General features: G+C 36.9%; 11 protein-coding genes. 5 read left to right on the top strand and 6 right to left on the bottom strand.

The features are described 5' to 3' along the window. Positions 1–47 precede the first annotated feature (47 nt). Positions 48–1,631, bottom strand: coding sequence for an ABC transporter substrate-binding protein (locus HL290_RS04965; protein ID WP_198495779.1), 1,584 nt, complete (start codon positions 1,629–1,631; stop codon positions 48–50). Between the two features lie 285 nt (positions 1,632–1,916). Here HL290_RS04965 and HL290_RS04960 point away from each other — a divergent pair, with 285 nt between their 5' ends. The 4 genes from HL290_RS04960 (at position 1,917) to HL290_RS04945 (ending at position 9,828) form a co-directional block, all read left to right on the top strand. Beyond that, positions 1,917–4,529, top strand: coding sequence for a TonB-dependent receptor (locus tag HL290_RS04960; RefSeq protein ID WP_198495778.1), 2,613 nt, complete (start codon positions 1,917–1,919; stop codon positions 4,527–4,529). A 252-nt stretch (positions 4,530–4,781) separates the two neighbouring features. Next, positions 4,782–7,112, top strand: a complete 2,331-nt coding sequence (locus HL290_RS04955; protein WP_413784440.1) for a TonB-dependent receptor — start codon at positions 4,782–4,784, stop codon at positions 7,110–7,112. Positions 7,113–7,134: 22 nt separating this feature from the next. Beyond that, entirely contained in the window at positions 7,135–8,331 is a 1,197-nt protein-coding gene (locus tag HL290_RS04950; RefSeq protein ID WP_198495777.1) for an LLM class flavin-dependent oxidoreductase, read from the top strand. A 1,260-nt stretch (positions 8,332–9,591) separates the two neighbouring features. Then, entirely contained in the window at positions 9,592–9,828 is a 237-nt protein-coding gene (locus tag HL290_RS04945) for a VF530 family DNA-binding protein (RefSeq protein ID WP_198495776.1), read from the top strand. Positions 9,829–9,982: 154 nt separating this feature from the next. Here the strand turns inward: HL290_RS04945 and HL290_RS04940 are convergent, their stop codons facing one another. The 3 genes from HL290_RS04940 to HL290_RS04930 all read right to left on the bottom strand — a co-directional run bounded on the left by HL290_RS04940 (position 9,983) and on the right by HL290_RS04930 (position 13,608). Then, positions 9,983–10,291, bottom strand: coding sequence for a helix-turn-helix domain-containing protein (locus HL290_RS04940; RefSeq protein ID WP_005040627.1), 309 nt, complete (start codon positions 10,289–10,291; stop codon positions 9,983–9,985). Then, complete coding sequence (locus tag HL290_RS04935) at positions 10,288–11,619, bottom strand: type II toxin-antitoxin system HipA family toxin (RefSeq protein ID WP_198495775.1); 1,332 nt, start codon at positions 11,617–11,619, stop codon at positions 10,288–10,290. Before HL290_RS04935 ends, HL290_RS04940 begins: the two co-directional genes overlap by 4 nt. Before the next feature lie 216 nt (positions 11,620–11,835). After that, entirely contained in the window at positions 11,836–13,608 is a 1,773-nt protein-coding gene (locus HL290_RS04930) for an amidohydrolase (protein ID WP_198495774.1), read from the bottom strand. Between the two features lie 522 nt (positions 13,609–14,130). Between HL290_RS04930 and adeT1 the strand changes: the two genes are divergently transcribed. Next, positions 14,131–15,126: a putative multidrug efflux protein AdeT1 gene (gene adeT1 / locus HL290_RS04925; protein WP_198495773.1), complete on the top strand. Its 996-nt coding sequence runs from the start codon at positions 14,131–14,133 to the stop codon at positions 15,124–15,126. Positions 15,127–15,186: 60 nt separating this feature from the next. Here the strand turns inward: adeT1 and HL290_RS04920 are convergent, their stop codons facing one another. Beyond that, positions 15,187–15,705 (bottom strand): GNAT family N-acetyltransferase, encoded by a 519-nt coding sequence (locus HL290_RS04920; RefSeq protein ID WP_198495772.1) that lies wholly within the window; start codon positions 15,703–15,705, stop codon positions 15,187–15,189. 308 nt (positions 15,706–16,013) lie between these two features. Continuing rightward, a complete protein-coding gene (locus HL290_RS04915; protein ID WP_198495771.1) occupies positions 16,014–20,321 on the bottom strand; it encodes a hypothetical protein in 4,308 nt (1,435 codons plus the stop codon). Between the last annotated feature and the right edge of the window lie 23 nt (positions 20,322–20,344).

Here is a 20,344-nt window from a genome sequence, read left to right as displayed (position 1 = left end):
AAAAAGCTGCTTCGGCAGCTTTTTTATATTGTGAGTACAGATGAGTATTAAGCTTTCCAGAGTTTTTCAAAACGCCATGTCGGAAAAATCGTATGTTCAGGAGCTAAACCACCAATATTTTTAGCTGCTGCGTCAATCGTATGGCTAAATCCCCAAATGAGCATTCCACCACGTTCATGTTGAATTTTTTGTGCTTGCGCTAAATGGATTTTGCGTTTGGCTAAATCAGGCTCAGCTAGTGCTTTAAAAAATAATTCGCTATATTCAGGGTCTTTAAAGTTCACACGATTGGTTGTGGAAATTGGGGCATCGTTAACAACAGCAGTTGATAAATAGGGCGTGCCTACGTTGGTCGCATTACTCGATAATTGCCACTTATTACGATCAGGGCCATTAAACGTAGCAAAATCGACTTGTTTAACACGAATATTCACATTGGCTTGTTTTGCTTGCTCGGCAAAAATTAATGCAGGTTGAACACTACTCGCAGGGGTAACAAGCTCAACACTTAAACCATCTTTAAAACCTGCTTGCGCTAATAGATTTTTTGCCTCGGCAATATTTTGTTGGCGCTGCGGCAAATTGAGAAAGGCAGGGTCTTGCGGCGAATAAAGATCGTTGGCGATTCGACCTTGTCCATTTAAACCTCGTTGTACCAACTCCTCTCGGTTTGCAATCAAACGAAATGCCTGACGCACTCTAGGATCATTAAACGGCGCTTGTTGAGTATTAAAGTCAAAACTATTATGCGTATTGGTCGCAGAGCGTATGGTTTGAATGTGTTTTGCTTGCTCCAAAATTTTAATATATTCAGGGGAAATTGCATTTGCTACATCAATTTGCCCAGCCAATAAAGCATTTAATCGAGAGACCTGATCTTTAAAATCAATCACTTCAAAACTATCTGCATAAGGTTTGTCAGGTTTAAAGTAATTATTAAAACGGGTAAAAACAGAACGTTGCCCCGGAATGAACTCTTTGACTTTATATGGACCAGCTCCGACTGGATTATGAATAGGGTCGAAGTCAGTCGGTACAATTCCTCCAAAGTTTACCCAAGTTTCTGGCAGTGCAACAAAGCCGGGAATCGTACTAATAAAAGGAATACGAACAGTGTATTCATCTAGTTTTTGAATACGATCTCGGTCAATCCACTGCACCAGATTACGAAATGGTGAAGCGAGTTTAGGATCTGTTAGGCGTTTCACTGAAAAGATTACATCATCTGCGGTAATAGTTTTACCGTGATGAAATTCTAAGCCTTTGCGTAAACGAATGGTCCATTCGCTTGCATTGTGATTAGGTTCAGCAAACTCGGCTAAAGCAAGTCGGGGCAGCATATTTTCATCCCATTCCCATAACTTATTATAAATAGCGAAACCTCGTGTAATACCACTTCCCGATGCTGAAAGATGAGGATCTAGACTGCCTGATTGTTGTCCTCCAATTAAACCCAAACGTATAACTCCTCCATGCTTAGGCGTTGCTGAAGAGGTAGTTTTTGATTCGGTACTATTATCTGGAGAGGGGCCACAGCCTGATAAGCTGCTCATTAAAGAGACGCCACCTAGCGCCGTGAGACTTTGTGTTAAAAATTTTCGACGTGATAACAGAAATGTTTGATTTGTCATTATAAATACCTGATTAGATCTTCATCTTCTAAGGTATTGCAGAATAAATGCCAAGTTTTTTATATGGTTTTACTATATTTATCATTAGCTTATAGAAGTCTTGTTTTTGGTGAGTGTCTCTATTTCAACAGCTTTGTTGAAAAAATAAACATGAATAGAAGTGATAAATAAAGAATGAGAAATTAAAAATAACTGAATCAATTGGTTAAGGATAATTATTTGGTCGTTTATTGGTTGGCATAGGCTTTGCGTAACGCCTTGTAAATTTACTTTACTGAGTGTGATATGAGACAGCCTTTTCAATTAAAACCTTTAGTTATTGCGCTTAGCGTATTAGGGACGACTTTACCGTTATATGTTTTTGCCGAAGAAACACCACAACAAGCAGGCGATTATGAAAGTGATGTAATTACTTTGTCAGATGTAGTCGTTACTGGAGCAGCTAAGAAAACCACCGTTGTTCCCAAACGCAAAGTGACCTCAATTTATGGAACGGATAGCTCTGTATTGGATACCCCGCGTGTAGTATCCCAAGTATCAGAACAACAATTTAGAGAAGATGTTATTCGAAGTGCGGATGATCTTGTCAAATATGCACCTAGCATTACGCGAGGCGGGGGACAAAATGCTAACTTTGCTCCACAAATTCGTGGACAGAACTCAGAAGTTTTTCAAGATAGCCAACGAATTTATAGTACCCGCCATCCGACCAATCTCAATGCTTATGAAGGAGCCGATATTGTGGCAGGGCCAACAGGTGTAATTTTTGCGCCGACTTCAGGTTCTGGTGGATATATTAACTACCTGACCAAAAAGCCTAATTTTAATAAAGCCGAAACCAATATCTCTGGGACTGTAGGTTCCATTTACTCAGGTAAAGGCGCAGAGCCTAATTTCTCTGTCAGTATTGATCACACGGCACCCATTTCAAAAGAATTAGCATTTCGCGTGAGTGCAACAGCACAAAAGACAGATGACTATTATGACAATGTGAAAAATAACTTTAATGCATTTTATGGGGCACTTGCTTGGCGCCCAAATGATCGTTTACGGGTAGACTGGAATATCAGTTACGATGACTATTACGATTTTAATGTGACACATGGCTGGAATAGAGCGTCGCAACAATCAGTTGATAGTGGTCTCTATTACAAGGGTAGAGCTACGCCTATTATTCAAAACGGTTCGACTTTTTGGTCTCCTGTATTTGAATCGGGTGCGGCAAATTCTAAAGTCATTGGTTGGCAAACTCGTCAGAAGAACGATAAAAACCAATATGTGGCTGTTGGTGGAGTTCAGACCACACCGTTACCGAACTCAACTGCTGATCAAGCGGGAACTATTAAAGGTTGGGTCTATGATCCATCAATTCCTGGCAATGAATTGGTCAAGCTAGATGATAATGTTTCAGGACGTAGTGAAGATAAAAATAGTGCCAAGCGATTTAGCACTCAATTAAAAGTAATTAAAGATTTAAATGAACATTGGTCTATTGCAAACAGTACGCTCTATCAAAATAACAAAGATTTAGGCGACTCTGTTGGAAGCTTTTTTACAGATTTAGATCATGAGTTAATTGATAACCGACTAGAATTTTTAGGCGACTATGATTTTGAAATAGGTGGCGTAAAAATTAATAATAAAAGCAGTACAGGAGGAACATATCGTCATGAGAAGTTTACCTCTTTAGCTGCAAATAATAGTTTTAATATTAATCCATATGATTTAACCAATGATCCATCACAGAAGAACCCTGGTGATTTACTGGGGTTAATTAACAATAGCGGTTCAACAGGAGGTTGGATTGGACAAGCCGGAGTACCACAATATTCTCAATATTTTGGTTATTTAAATTTACCGCGCATGTACCCAATTGGAAATGGTTTATATGCAGAAAAAGGTGGCTTCCCACCAAATGGAGGAGGAGCTGTTTATACGGGTTCTGGTTTTTGGGATACGTTGAGCATATTCACTCAGCAAAATTTTACCTTTAACGATGTATTCGGTATTAATTTAGGTATTAACCATAGTTCTGTAAGAGCAAAACTTGAAAACCCACTTGTTTTAACCCCTACAGATGTCCGTTCATCGAGTGATAAATATAGTCTATTGAGCTATCAACTTAGTACGTTTATTAAGCCTACGGCGAAAAGCACACTCTATTTTACCTATGACAAAAGCACCGCATTAAATACGGGAGTATTTGGGCCTTTCTTGATTTGGGGCGCAGGAAATCAACTCAATCCATTAGCTTTTGACAGTCAAAGTGAGCTAAAAGAAATAGGATTTAAGTATGAACCTATCACTGACCAGTTATTTTTAACCCTAAGTGGGTTTGAACAAAAACGGGATTTATCACCAGATACGAACGGTAATATGGCTCGCTTTGAAGTAAAAGGTATTGAGTCATCATTAAGATGGCAACTTCAAAAAAATATAGCGATTGGGGGCAACTTCACTTATTTAGATGCTGAATACAGCTCTATTATACCTGCTGGTTTTTCACCATTTGGCTTTCATGCGGACAATGCTACGGTTTGGGGAGACAATAATGCTTTAAACCAACGTAAAGCCGGACGTTATGATGCAGCTGGAATTCCCAAGTACTCTGCAAGTGCTTATGTAGATTACCAACATCAGTCTGGTTTTGGGGTCAACCTATCAGGATGGTGGACAAGCTACTGGTACACAAACTTAAGTCAAACCGTGAAAGTACCGAATAACTATAATCTGGACTTAGGTCTTTATTATCGCCAGCCACAATGGACGGTGGGCCTCAATATTCTCAATCTTACCAATGAACGAAATTTTGTGAATGGTTTGGCAGGAGCAAATAGCGAATTTCTACAACCAATGCGCCCTCTGACTGTACAGGGCCAATTTAGTTATAAATTTTAAAACTCATCCGCTATTTCTAAGAAACTTAAAAAGCCATACCTCTGTATGGCTTTATTATTAATACGGGATATAAAACACGTTAAATCGTGAATGTTGAAATAACAACAATAATACCTTTCAGACTGTCTATCTATCAGCAGCATTGAGTCAATTTTATTTTTAATATTTTATTAAGTATTTGAAATTATTTAAATAAATTAAGTGGCATAGAAGTTGCCAATATAAAAATAGATTTATTTAAATGGAGTCACCATGTTTAAGGTTACAAAAATTAGGCAGAGTATTTTAACTGCTATGTGGGGAGTAACGGCGAGTGTTTCGACATTAGCTTTAGCGAACGATGATGCTGATGCAATTCCTGCTGAGCAACAAGCTCAAGTGGTAAATGCTAAAGATGTAAAAAAACTAGGCGATGTCATCGTTACTGCACAATATCGTGCACAAAACATTCAAAAAGTTCCAACTGCAATTACAGCAGTTTCAGGCAAAGATTTGGCGGCGAAAGGCTCAACATTTATTGGTGATGTTTTGACTTATACGCCCAATGCAGCAGCTGAAAACCCTGATGGCGATAGTCGTCCACGTTGGTATATTCGCGGTCTGGGAACTGGCGATGTTGCAGCCTCTACAGTTTTCCCAGTCGGTATTTATGCAGATGGGGTTTATTTAAATGCGCCTGTTGCTGGTGCTGGAGATTTATTCGATTTAGAACGTATTGAGGTTCTACGTGGTCCACAAGGCACCCTTTATGGTAAAAACACCACGGCTGGTGCAGTAAATTACATTTCACGGAAACCCGTATTTTCAGACAAACCGACTGGTTATGGAACTATAGGAATAGGCGACCATAATCTTCGTACTTTTGAAGGCGCCGTGAATGGAGCCATATCAGATAACGTTGCCGTACGAGGAGCATTCTATTCAGAAGACCGCGATGGCTATGCAAAAAATTTAGCCAATGGTGAAAACTACGGGGATGTAGATAAAAAATCATTCCGCTTCCAGATACTAGGAAAAATTAATGATGACTGGAATGCTTTAGTCAATCTACATAGCCAAACCTATAATGGTCTGGGCAATAATGGTTCGTTAAGTATTGGAAAATACTGGGGTGTCTATGAAAGACCACAAGGCCGAGATACAAATTTAGATTTACCTGAAAGCAATAAAATTCAACATGATGGTACATCGCTCACATTAACAGGAGATCTAGGGGGTGGTCATACTTTTACATCCATTACAGCATTTGATAAAACCACTCAAAAATCCATTTCTGATGGTGACTATACGCCATATGATGTAGCAAGAAGCTATAGTGATAATGAGTGGCGCCAATACAGCCAAGAGTTTCGAATTTCATCCGATGCTGAAAAAAAGCTCAGTTGGATTGCAGGTTTTCACTACTTTAATGAAGATTTGGACTCTACAGGGGTAAGCGCACGAGTGAATAAAACACTACCGAATGGCGCTCCAGCTCAGACCGCGGGAACTCCAGCTTTCAGAGATATTACCTATAATCAGTCCACCCAAAGTTTTGCCTTGTTTGGTAACAGTACCTATAAATTTACCGATAAATTTAAAGTAACAGGTGGTTTACGTTGGACAAGTGAAGAAAAAGACATCGATCTAGACCTTGTTCAAATTACCACGGGCGATTACACCAAAGGCAGTTGGTGGCAAAAGGATGGGTACAGTAATGCTGTCTATAATCCAGCACCTAACGCAAATGGTTCAACAAGCCGTAAAAAGAGATGGAATGAGCTGACCTACGATATTACGCCAGAATATGAAATCACGCCTGATATCAATACATACTTCCGTTTTGCTCGAGGTTTCCGTTCAGGCGGCTTTAACACCGGTCTTTCAAGTAGTCTGACGCAACTTGCAGATGTTAACCCTGAATATTTAAATAGCTATGAGCTAGGGTTGAAGTCTAGCTTGTTACAAGGCAATTTAACGGCCAACGCCAATATTTTCTATTATGACTACAAAGATATTCAAACAAATTTATTGGTTGCGACCGAAGGACAGGGTGGAGGGGTAACCTCAGTTTTAGCAAATGGACCTAAGGCAGAAGTAAAAGGTGCAGAATTAGAATTAGATTATTTGGCAACCGATAATTTACGCCTACGCTTTGCCGGAGCCTATTTAGATAGCGAATACACCGACTTCGTTGATAAAAACCCAGTAACCAATGTCGTAAATGCTGACAATACAGGTAACAGCTTGGTTCGTTCTCCTAAGTACACCATCGGTTTAGGGGGTGAATATACCATTAACCTTGATAGTGGAGCACGAGTTATTGTGGGCACAGATGCAAAATATCGTGACCGTGAGTTTTTCTTAGTAAATCGTCAAGATTATTCAGTTGACCCAATCTTGAGTCAAAAAGCGTACACCTTATGGAACGCGAACGTTGGATATATCAGCGCAAATAATAAATACCAAGTTAATGCTTACGTTAAAAACCTATTAGATGAAGAATATCAAGTTCATGGGCGACCAAATGGTCCTGCTGGACAATATGTCTTAACCTATGGAAACCCACGTCAAGTTGGTGTTTCTCTCACTGCAAAATTCTAAGCTTTGCTTTACGGAGAAAATAATGGGAATTGAATTTTTTACACGTTTGCCGCTTCATGGCGAAACAGAGTTTTTACCCGGTGATCCACGTAATCGCGGTGATTGGGCCAATATTGAAAATGTTGAAAATACCGGAGCGGTTTCTAACTATAACGTAGGTGATGATTTTACCTATATTGATTATTTAAGTCAGATCGCACGGGCTGCAGAAATTAATGGGTTTGCTGGCGCACTCATGGTGAATGCTCCAACGGGTGAAGAGCCTTGGACAGTATGTTCATTGCTGGCAAGAGAAACCAAAAAACTTAACTTTGTGACTGCATTTCAGGCTTATCATTTTAGTCCATATAATGCTGTACAAACTGCGGCAACTTATCAGCGTGCAACTGGCAATCGATTGGTTTGGAATATTATTAATGGCGGCTCGGAAGTGATTCAACGTCAAGTAGGTGATGATTTACCTCATGACGAACGTTATGCACGTGCTACAGAGTTTCTAGATGTTGTAAAAGGATATTGGAATAATCCTTCATTTCACTATCAAGGAAAGTACTATTCGGCAGAAGGTGGTGGATTAAAATATCCACTGAATAAAGCGAGCCTTCCTATTATTTGCACCGCAGGTTCTTCGGAAGCTGCTCGTGAATTTGGAGCGAAACATGCCGACTATTATTTAATGAGAGCTGAAAAACCTGAAGAAATCGCTGCATTGATTGCTGATGTACGTTTACGTGCAAAAAAGTATGGTCGTGAAAATATAAAATTTGGTTTATCAATAGATACAATCGCACGCCGTACTGAACAAGAAGCGTTGGCTGAAGCACAGCGGTTTCTTGATGAAGCAGCTGAAAAGCAACGCTTACATGCAGCAGCAGCCCATGCGGGTTTACGTTCAGCACGCGTATTAAGCTTCGAAAAAGAATACGCTGAAAAAGATGGTAGTAAAAATGTCAGCGACTTCTTTATACATCCAAATGTATGGTCTGGCTTTGGGTATATTGGTGTTCCACCAGGTGTTGCTTTAGTGGGAAGCTACCAACAGATTATTGAGCGTATTCAAGAATATAATAGCATTGGCATAGAATTATTCTTTCTTGCAGGCTATCCACATCTTGAAGAATCATACCGACTTGGTGAGCACGTACTACCATACTTTAAAAAGCAACGTGTTCAATTACAACCTACAGTAGCTACACCAGAGTTTGATATTGCGCTTTAACAAGTGATCGTTGTTTAAATATGCCTGATTAGTAAGCTAGTCAGGCTTTTTAATTTTTCTATATATAAGTTTTATTTTATCAAGCAATTTTTCACAATTAAGATAATTATTATCAATAACTTATATATTTAACTAAACCAAATTTAGTCTCAAGAATCTTCATACTGAACCTGAAAATTCAGCGTGATAAGCATCGGATAAGGGCTATTTATTATGACAAACGTACACAATATCTTTAATCAAAGTAGATGCACGTGCTGGAGATAAAGGCACAGAATATTCTTCTAATTTTGCAATCAGAGAAATTCGATCGTAGGCTTGAGCAAATGGTGCAATGTTCGTAGGCAGTTAAACTTGATGAAGATCATCATTTAGTTGAGTTTTATAAGTGTTATCTGAATAAAGAAATCTTTATTCCAGTAATGTTGTCATCAATGGCAGCAATATTTTTTATCGTACAACTGTGATGGTAAGGCAACATTAAGAAGGAAATGTTGCTAAGAGCTTGATAGAACTAAAGACTTCATAAGGAATGATACAATTGTTCGTATAATGTATATTATGTTAAATAAGATATTTAGAAATCTACCATATATAAGACTCTGGCTACTCTACGTTGCTGCTACGCCGTTTAGGCTTCACTACACTGAATTATAAAAAGCTTATAAGCTGCATCTGTTGCTTGAGCAACTTACTAAGCCTTGGCACTCTTAACGACTTAAACTGGCTGAACCCTATTTCTAATCTTCGCCAGAGTAATTCTCTAGACAGCTTCCTATAATTTGTAATTACACTTTTATATTTACCCTAGTGAACTGCACATCACCTTTACGAGCTGTATTTTGCGATTACTACTGGCTGCTATATAGATTTATTTTTCTAAATCGCCTTTTAAACATCAATATTATTATTTTGCTTAGGCTAAATTCGAACACATTGATTATTTCATATCCTATTGAAAGTTAAGTAAAAATTTTTAAAACAACCTTTACATACACATAAAAATGTTATAATACATGTGTTGTGCATCTTGTTTCAAAGCATCTTCATTAACAGTAAACTATAAATTTCTTTAATCAGCCAGTTTCGATAATCAATTACAACCTAATACGCTTCGGGATGTCAACGAGTGATAAGTCTTTCTGAACATAGATCATCGAGATGACTTCTTTCTATGTTAATTAGGTTTAAATTCCAACCCTCTCATTTTCCAACTAGCTCAGGTTATAATAATGGACTCCCAAATATTGTTGATCTATTATGAATGTCTCCAATGACCCTTTACACGGCAAAAAACTTGCTGACATTTTGGATGAATTATTAGATTACTACGGTGGATTTGAAGGCTTAAGTCGTAAAATTGAAATTAGATGTTTTTGTATAGATCCAAGTGTTAAATCATCATTGCGATTCTTACGTACCACACCATGGGCACGTGAAAAAGTAGAAAACTTATATTTGTATGTTTTACGCCAAAAAGCTAAACAGAAATCGTAGCTATCAAAACCCTAGCCTCTGCATTTTAATTAGTGGTGGAATGCCACCACTCTCCTAGACAAATTTAGTCTATGCTAGGTTTATAAACCAAATATTTTATAAGTTATCACCTTAGTGTTCTATTTGAGTTTTAATCGTTTACCAAGTTAATCACTCATTCAGATGGCTTTATAATTTTGCCAACAATATGTTCATGCGTAGGTACAAGCCCTGCTTTTAGACCCAGTGGCTTAAACACCTTATCTAACACTGATTGAGTAAGTTTACCTTTGTCCTGCTCAATATCAGTTAAAGTCCGACGGCTTATACCCACCAAAGCAGCATATTGTTCTTGCGACAAACCCAGTACATTCTTTCGCAAATGCGACAGCAATTGTCCCAGCGTAATTTCACTCAATAAATATTGCTTATATAAATCGATAAGAACTTGCTGACGGTCTTGGGTCTGATTTTTTATATTCATTGCAGTTCCCATCTTTTCAATTTAGCTTCTATGTAATCAAATGACAGCGCTGGCATTTCAATAATTTTTTTCGGTACTCCTTTATCAACTAATCGCTGTTTTAGCCCAAGCAGATTAATTGCCAAAGACTTTAATGTTCCTAGAGATAAATCAGGATCACACCAAGGCGCAAGTTTTTGAGTAATTTGAGCCCAACGGTATTCACCGCCTTCTTCATACGGACTTCCCCAAGTCGTCGATCTGGTCACAACTTCTGGATCAGCTTTCATAGGTGCAAAATCGTAAATAGGAGAAAGAGAAATTTTTCCAGATTTTTTTAGAAATGATGTATTACGACCATGATTATCTGAATTACCGAAAATAATATTGAGTAAGTCTCTTTGTAACCATTCGCAGATAAATTGTGAAGCATCAAAATCTGAATCAATGCGAGTCAGTAATCTACATAGATCTTCAATTACTTCAAAATGGTTAAGATGACTACCAGAAGATTTATTTAGTACCGAATAAACAGATTCTAAGCCATGGCGATGCCATTGTTGATTACACCATTCTGTATCAAACCTTGGTAGCCACAAAGAAGGATACTTTGTACCTTCAATGAGCTTCATTTGTGTTGTTTCAATCGTATTGAAACCTAATTCATTGAGTACCTGATAGTAATAATATTCGGCTCTGAGAATGTCACAATCAATCTCGCTACGTTTATTTCTCGGAAACTTAACTAAATAATGTTGATCTGGCTGATCAAAATTTTCTTGATACGTATCAATCCAGACTTTTTGTTCGGGTGAAACACGGATAAGTAATTTGGGAGCTTCCCCGCCTGCGCCAGTTGCACCACCACTAATCGCCCCCATTTGCTGAGCATATTCCAGAAAATCAATATTCCGCTCAGCCACATCTTCCTTACTAAAATAACGTAAGTGTAAAGTTGATTCAGGATTTATAGGTGGAAGCGCCTCTTTAATTCGTAAATTACCAACAGGAGCAATTCCCCCTTTTTCTAATAAGATACTATCTTGCTCGGCATGGGTTAAACGTCGTAAATCTAGATAATTCACCCAATAACGTCGTGCAGCACCAGAAGGAACAATATCATCTAAAAAACCAAACCATGTGCTCGATTCATGTTTTACAAGTATTTGTACAGGAAGTGATAAACTACAGGCGTGCTCATCCCGCCTGTCTAAATATTGAATTGCATAATCTAATTCATACTCTAATTCACTTGTACTCGCCGAGCCCTGTTTAGACTCTAATAATTTTAGTTCAGCTATATCTAACCAGTTCGCATCAAGTAGTGCTTGTATTGTTAATTTTTTCATTGAAGTAAATGAGCAAATATTTTCTCAAAAATACTATAAAAAAGACTTTTTGTGAATATATTTGCGCATTTTTATTTAAACATCTAAATTTTGCGCAAATATTTGCTCATTACTCTATTTGTAATAGGAACCAAAACTTAGAAATACTGCTTTATAAGGCAGCCCAGTGAGTGAGCTGATTTTGCTTCAGCCCACTTTAAAACCTAAATAGCCTGATTACTGTTGATAGACTTTCTTCCCATTAAAAATAGTCCATACCACCTTTGTTTCAGCCAACTGTTCAGGCGAAACCTTAAAAATATCTCTATCTACTAAAATCATATCGGCTTTTTTACCCGGTTCGAGCGTGCCGATACTTTTATCTAAATAAAGTGCCTTAGCCGAATTAATCGTATAAGCCTTAAATACGGTATCTCGATCAATCGCTTCCGCTGGGTTTAAAGCATCTCCTTCAATTCCTTTTCTTGTAATTGCTGTAGCCATGGCAACAAAAGGATTGGCTGTTGAAACTGGTGCATCGCTTGCGCCTGCAATTGTCGCGCCGTTAACCAGCAACGAATGTGCTGGATACATCCCCTTATAAGAAGCTGCATCAATATAAGGTTTTACCAGTTCTTTGTTAAAACTGTCTTCGTAGGCCCATGCTAGTTGCATAGAAGCAATCACATTATTTTGTTTAAAGCGCTTATAGTCTTTAGGATCTACGAGCTGGAGATGAGTAATACTATGTGGGACATTGCTCTGACGTTTTGAGCGAGCATATTCAATTGCATTTAAAGATTCCTGTACAGCTCTATCCCCAACAGCATGGATATGAACCAGCATATTTCGCTTGTCAGCTTCATCAACAACTAACTTAAAGGTATTTGGGTCAAATAACAAAGTCCCTTGCTTGTTACTATTAGAATATCGGCCAAGTAGTGCAGCTGATTGGGCTGGGAACTCTAATACTCCATCCGCAAATACCTTTACACCAATTAAATTAAAGTTATCTATGTTTTTATATTTACTATTGATTGACTCAATGATGTTAAAAACTTGAGGCGTACTTTTTGAATTAATTACATGCAAACCAGAAACTCGCGCCGTTAACTCTCCTTTCTGAGATAATTCTTTATACATTGGAATCATCCCCAGTGTTTCCTCTGTATTTTGAATATTGGTAATTCCCTTATTCGGACTGGCATTTGCAGCAATATCCATCCATGCCGTGAGACCCAAACTGTTATAGTATTTGACCGCTTCTTTAGAGCCTTTATAAAGCAAATCATGTGATACAGATGGAATTTTATCACTCACCATGTCCCAGCCAGAATCGACCACAAATCCAGTGGGTTCAAATTTTTCATTATGTGCAATATTTTGCTGATCCTCTGGGGTTAATTGCTGAATGAAGTTCGCATCTATACCTGCTTTTTTTAAGAGTGCTTGGTTTGCCCATGCCGTATGATGGTCGCTACCCACTAATGCAATTGGACGATCTTTCCATTCATTATTGTTAAATACATTGGATAGTTGGTCAGCTAATTCCCAATATTCTGACGATAACCCATTTAAAAATAGAACATCTCCAGCAACACCCGTACCATCCAGACTCGATTGTCTAAGTTTTGTTTCCACCTTAGAAATATCTATTGTTGTATCATCACTATCCATGGTTGCTAATACAGCCTCTACACCAGAAGCTAAAGCATGAATATGACTATCGATTAAACCTGGCATTAAAACTTTATTATCAAGATCAAAAACTTGTGTCTTGCTATCTGCAATTTTTTTAATTTCTTCGTTACTACCCACTTTTATAATTGTTCCATCATGGGCAATTGCGATGGCTTGCTGAAAAGAGTTCTTATCTTTAGCGGTATAAATTTTTCCATTAATATAAATACTTTCAGCACCATTCTTGTCGGCACTATCATTGTCTGTACATCCCAAGTTTATAAAGAGTAAACCTAGGCTGAGTGCTAAAAATCCTTTTTTAAATTTCATATTTAACTCCAAAAAATAATTTAAATTCTAATAATCGTTTTCCAATCTTCTTGTTGATATGTTTACATCCAGTCTTTGAGCACTTAGGTCTATCCATCGACTACGGTTTGCTCACCACTCATACCTTTAGATAGTTCAATGCGATGCTTTGCGCTACTCGCAAAAATCTCTATTTCACTGTTTGGTAGGCCCGTTAGTCTTGAGCCCCTAATTGCAATTTTTGTTTTTAAGATTTCCATAAATTAATCTCCATTAGGTAATGGATAAACTAATTTTTAAGTTTATTTAAGGATATAAAAAGAATAGAGAAAATACCGATTTATGAGATTTTTGTCCGCAAATCGGACAAAAAATATTCTAAAAATAATCGTTATTCTGGTTTTATAGTGATGAACTAGAATGGCTTCCTGAGTCAAAGCTGTCTTTTGACTTTTTCCTTTAAAATTTTTGTTTAAATGTCATATCTAATCTAACCCAGATTTATAAAATAAATTTTATAATTTAAATAATGGATAACTAAATATGGATCGTTTTAAAATTATTTTATTTATTACAAGCACATGTTTAACAACAACTATTTACGCCAAACAACAAGTCGTCTGTGTTTTTGACCCAATTGGTAAATCGGGAGATGCTTTCGCTTTAGCCAAAGATTATGCACTTGAAGCCAAAAATTGGGGAGCTGATATATCTTTAAAAGCATATATTGATGAACGAATTGCGGCTGAAGATTTAAAAGTCGGAAAATGTGATGGTGCTATTATTAGTGGTTTGCGTGGGCGTCAATTTAATAAATATACAGGATCTTTAGATGCTGTTGGCGCATTAACAAATATGAAAACGGCAATTAATGCCTATAAGCTATTGTCCTCACCTATGGCCGCAAAAAACATGGTGGTAGGTCCTTACGAAATCGCAGGTTTAGGCACAATTGGCCCTGCATATTTATTTGTAAATGATAGAAGTATCAATACACTCGCTAAAGCTGCTGGTAAAAAAATTGGGGTATTTAAATATGATGAAGCCCAACCAAAGCTTGTTCAACATGTCGGAGGTCAGGCTGTATCGGTAGACGTCACCAATGCGGGTGCGAAATTTAATAACCATGAAATTGATATTGTCCCCGCTCCTATTGTTGCATTTAAACCTTTCGAACTACACAAAGGTCTAGGTGAGAAAGGAGCTATCATTCGTTTCCCTTTAACTCAAATTTCGGCAAATTTTATTATTCGTAAAGATCAGTTTCCAGCTGGTTTTGGGCAAAAGTCGCGAACTTGGGTAGCCAGCCAATTAAATAGAACCTTTGGCATTATTGCTAAATATGAAAGTGATATTCCTTCAAAATATTGGATGGATATTCCAAAAAATGAACAATTAAACTATATAAAAATGATGCGCGAGGCACGCATACAGCTAACCAAGTCAGGTATCTATGACCCTAAAATGATGAACTTTCTAAAAAAAGTGAGATGTAAAGAAAACCCAAGTAATTTTGAATGTGCCTTAAACGATGAATAAGTAATAACGCAGCCCTTACTTTTCATCTGTTTTTTGGGATCTACAGGCTGAACCATGCAATTAAACAAGCCTTTTATAATAAATCGCTGTACCGTCATAGTTCCCATTTGAGCTTAATGCGAAATTTGGAATTACACCCACACGAACAAATCCAATTTTGCTATATAAAAGTTCGGACACATCGCCTTCACGTGTATCTAAGACAAGTAAGCGCAGACCATTTTTTCTTGAAAAATTTTCTAGTTCATTCAGTAGTAATGTTGCTATTCCTTGTTTTCTTGCCGTTGTCAGAACCATGAGTTTTTCAACTTCAGCTCTGTGAACGCCGTTTTTTTTACTCACCAAGGACAATTGAACACTACCTACTATTTTTTCTTGATGAATGGCAATCCATAGACGGCTATTACCTTGTGCTAATTTATGGTTAACCTCACGCCAATAATTTAAGACCTCGTTCATTTCTATGGGAGCTAAGAAACCTATTGAAGCTCCCTTATTTACAGAATCTTCTAACAATAGCGATAGGCCTTCTTCATAATCGCCAATTTCATTTATCTCTAAAATTTCAATATTTTTCATATTTTTTCTCAAAGTTATTTGAATAAAAGAGGAATTTTTGTGTCTTCTCAGAACTAGGCGATTTGGTTGAAAAACAGGAAATCGTTACGAATTTTCTTGGATAATATTTAAACTTTTAAGATTATTATAATGTTTCACTCAATTAAAACTTTAGATAAAAATAGAACCTAGAAAGGCTCTATTTTTATTATTCATATCCTGTAATATTATGGATATTAAAAAATTTATCCAATTATAGCGTTGATACACTTTCAGTAAAAAGTGAAAAAATTCAAGTTTTAGCCTTGATTCAAAGAACCGTTGTCATATTACTCATTAGCAACCATAGAATAATCTATTCCTTTGACAGAAATATAAAGCTCTGGGCGCTCATCCATTATCTTATTTGCAATTCCTTGAAGCCAATTCACAGTTTCATTAAGACTCATCTTCTCTTTTGTTTCTGGATTTGCCCATTTGCGAGTCTTTCTCATACCAATAAGAAGACAACCAACGTAACATCGTTCATGATTCAAATATCGACCAACGAGTTGATCAACCAATGCTACTTTTAAATCTGCTCCAGTCCATTTATTTCGATCGTCATCAAGCTTTAATTCAATTGATGCATACTTATCTATAGCAGTGGGTAGTAATCTAATATCCGTTCTCTTTTCTGCAATTACTACTGCTTCTTGCGTTACGGTATAGACACCTCGACTATTTTGTTGAAGCCAAAATGAAATAAAGCGACGTAACTCAGTTTCTCCTTCAACTTTCCGAAGAGTATCGATAATACTCTGCTCATCATTCAATAAGTGGTGTTCAAAATCATCTAAACGATTATTTAGCACTGTAAATAGTGAAGCATCATCATAAGGTGAATAGTTTAATTCTCTATCGAATTTATTAAAAGTTGCCACACTCATAGCTTGAGGTTCTGAAATTCTAGCTGCAAGCTCACTAGCCATTTGTTTCAATCGACTACTTAGGTGACTGAATTCAGGAAGAGATGATAAGTTATATAGAATGGATATTGCGCCCACCACTTGAGTTTTAGAAAGGCATTCTAGTAGATATCCACCTGCTCGTTTAGCATCATCTTGCATATCAGGTTCATGCATCTCTTCCTCTTGTCGGTTATCTTCCATTACTTTCATAACTTGATACGAGCATATCACTAATTGTTCCAATATATTTAGTCTACGGATAGGCTCTATTTCTTCAAATGAAAGCTGTTTACCTCGATAACGATCACCAAATACTGTGGCAAATAATGCAACAACACCTTCACTTTTATCTTCACTAAATTGCATGACCCTATTGCAAGCTTTATCTAAATCAAGAGAAGCTAAGATCGCCACTCCTGAATTTCTCTCGTCAGTTGTGATTTGCGAAGTATCCAAGTAATTATCTATTAAATTTATAAAAGCTTCTTTAGATTCTGTTGAACCATATGTAGCAACAAGTTCAAAAATATGATGTAACTCGCTAAGACAGCCTTTCACTATTAGTCTAGAGATTGTATCTAGTTTACTCATAAGAGTAGAGAGAGCAATTTCTTTAACTAGCTGAGAACTTGAATACAAAATGTCTTGAAATATTGGAAATTTCTTTAACTCTAGAAAATCTTCAATTTGTGCGTGGATTTCACTAGTAAAGACCTCTTCAACAGCTGAAGGGTGAGCTATCTCTAATTTAGACAGAAAATCAGCAAAGCCATTTAACTCAATTGTAGAGATTCTAACTGCATTAACAGCTTCTTCGTGAGATAAGCTCTCTGCCCAATTAGACTTTTCCGAACAACACTTGACTGCTGAAAGGCTCATCAAGCTTTCATAAGAAAATGTATTCTTAGACTCTTTACTTCGTTCACTATATAAAGGAGCATCAACTTTTTTCCAAAAAATTGACAGTCTAGGCCTTAAAACCTCAAGAAAGTTTATTGAGAATACTGTCTCAACAAGCTTGGAGTCCCATGGTCCCCATTGATCAAGATGCTTTGCTTGTCTTAACATTTTAAACAGGTTGTAGAAAGTATTTTTCAACTCCTCCTCATGTAAGAAAAAGGTGTCACTACTTAAAACTTTTTCTCTCCATATTTGCCAACCCTTTATCCGTTTTTCTTCTTTTTCTTTATTCTCTAACTTCAGCTTCTGATGTTTAATTTCGAGTTCACTGGGCAGCGTTGGAGGCGGATTAAGTACTCTTTCGAGCTGAATACCATACTCTTCATTACCAGAGGTTAGTTCCACCATTTTTTGCGCTAATTGATGATTTTTTTCACTTCCTACAAATTGGAGTAGTTTTTGAAATGCTATATTCTTTTTATTAGGTGAATCATTACTAATAAAAGCATTCAATAACCATGGTATATCATTATCAGTAAAAGGATGTAATACGTTGTCATAATCAATTAAATAAGTATTGTGAAGAGATTTGAGTTCTTCTGCCAATTTCTCCACAAGACTCAAACATGCCCAGTAGTATGCCTCTCTTAACAAGACGTCTTTAGACAACAAATCTTGCAACTTTTCAATTTCTGTCCGAGCTACAATACTTCTTCGATGCTCTCCAAAATGAAAAGCTATTGTAAGGCACCATGCCCATTTTCGAATATCTTCGGGACCAGAAGGGAGTGTTTTTAAACAGGAATAAATTACGGCATCGACAAAATGATCGTATTTTGAATGGGCATCATACACTTCACAATCTTTATTACGATGAAGCCATATTGTTTCAGCAAAGTTATCTCTTAAATTGATCCGTTGTTCATTTGTTAGTGACTCTGATTTCACTACTTGAAAAAGTTGATATCCTAATCCATGGACATTATTTGGAACTTCATTTAGTGTTTTGACAAGATTTAAGAACTCAATTTCTGTAATAGCATGAGGCATAAGGTAGGATAAGATATTTCGAACCAATTGTTCAGGCCACCCTCCATGTATTACTGCATTTCCAATTTTTTGCTTTTGTTCTAAATTTCCAAACTCAAGTACAATCCATGCCGCATATAATCTATGTTGGGAGGGAAGATTGTCATCAAATAAAGCATTCCATGCCAAATCTATACAATCATTCATAGGAGTTAAGTAGATGAGTTCTAAAAGAAGTTCTCGGGTATCATATCCCGTATAGGCCTGTGGCCATAACTTTCGGACTACAGAAGCTAACTCAGGCGTTGCAATACGCTTTAATTCAGTATGACTAACACCTACACCACACCAGTTACTATTGCTAGCAAATTTTTCAACATATTTACAAATAAGATCTTCTCGATATTCAATGGACAATAATGCTGGTAAACCCTGACGGAACATTAATGATGGTGCTCGAATTTTCACTTCAGAATAAATATCGGGATACCATAATGCCATCCATGCTACGAGAGGTTCCATACTAGGTATGACGACTTTTTCTTCTTTAACAGTCGCAAATAGCTGTCCAAATAAGTCTCTTGTACTAAGTCCTTGCTTCCTACTTTTTTTCAAACGCTGCGCAGCTAAATATTCCTGAGTAGAGCGATGATGAAATCGAAATGCATTTACACCTGTCGGATCAAAAAGTGGGGTTCCAAGTAACTCCCATCGCTCTTCATAAGTCCAATCGGTGAGTATTTCACTAATGTTAATCATATCTACAGTATTAGTAGAAACTTCTAAATGAATTGATCTCCGCTTCATCATGAAAAGAGCTAAGGCTAATCGTTCAGCACCTTCAAGTGCCTTTTCTTCACTCAACACATTTCCTTTCTTACCTGATACAACTCGAATTTTTTGTTTAATTCCAAATTGCAGTTGTTCTTCAAAATTTCCCAATTTTTTTTCAGTAGAAAGTTGATTTAGGGCCGAAATAATTTCATACGGTAAATGATAAAGATGCCATAATTCTTTTTCTTCTAAATAATGTTCAAATGTTGCCGCATGATCAGGAGCATATGATTTAGCAAACTCTACTGTTTCATATCTATTAAATGGAAGTAATGCTAGAACTTGAATAGGTTCATTTGATAACTTTTTTTTCTTTGTCCTTTCGAACTTATCATCTTTTTCATGAGAGATAATAGTAATAAATACCTCCTCACCATCTACAAATTCAGCCTCATGTTCATTATAATTTTCTTGAGCCACTAATGTAGAAAGTGCTCTATAGTCTAACTCGTCATTCCAGTCATTTGGTCGGCAAGATATATAAAATCTAGAGCGTGAAAGGGCACTCCCTATAGCTTGTTTAATTTTCCTGAGTGCTTTACGAAGTGTGCCTTGGCGTAATTTTAATTCATCTACAGCATCTAGAAAGAAGGTAGCAGTATCACTCATCTCTTTCCAGCATTCAAATTCTTCCTCTTCTTCAACAGTAATAACATCAAAAAGTTCATGATCCTGAAGTAGCTCTAAAGGAATAAAAAATGAAAACTCTTTTTTACTCTTCAAGATTCGATGTTGCTGCTTAAATTCAAAAGTTTTACCACATTTCCCCTCGCCTAATATAACCACGCACTGACAGTTATTGATATTTTCCCAATTTACTCCAGTTTCTTTATTCCACCCAAAAGATAGCGAATTAGAATTTTTAAGATCATTTGAGGAATATGGAGCAAATCGACGTATGGTAGCAACGTGGTTATCTGTCATTCTCTTTGATATTCCTGAAATAA

This window comes from Acinetobacter sp. AC1-2 (assembly GCF_016124155.1).
Taxonomy (GTDB): Bacteria; Pseudomonadota; Gammaproteobacteria; order Pseudomonadales; family Moraxellaceae; genus Acinetobacter; species Acinetobacter calcoaceticus.
Note: the sequence above shows the minus strand (reverse complement) of the source record. Positions and strands in the feature narration are given on the sequence as shown.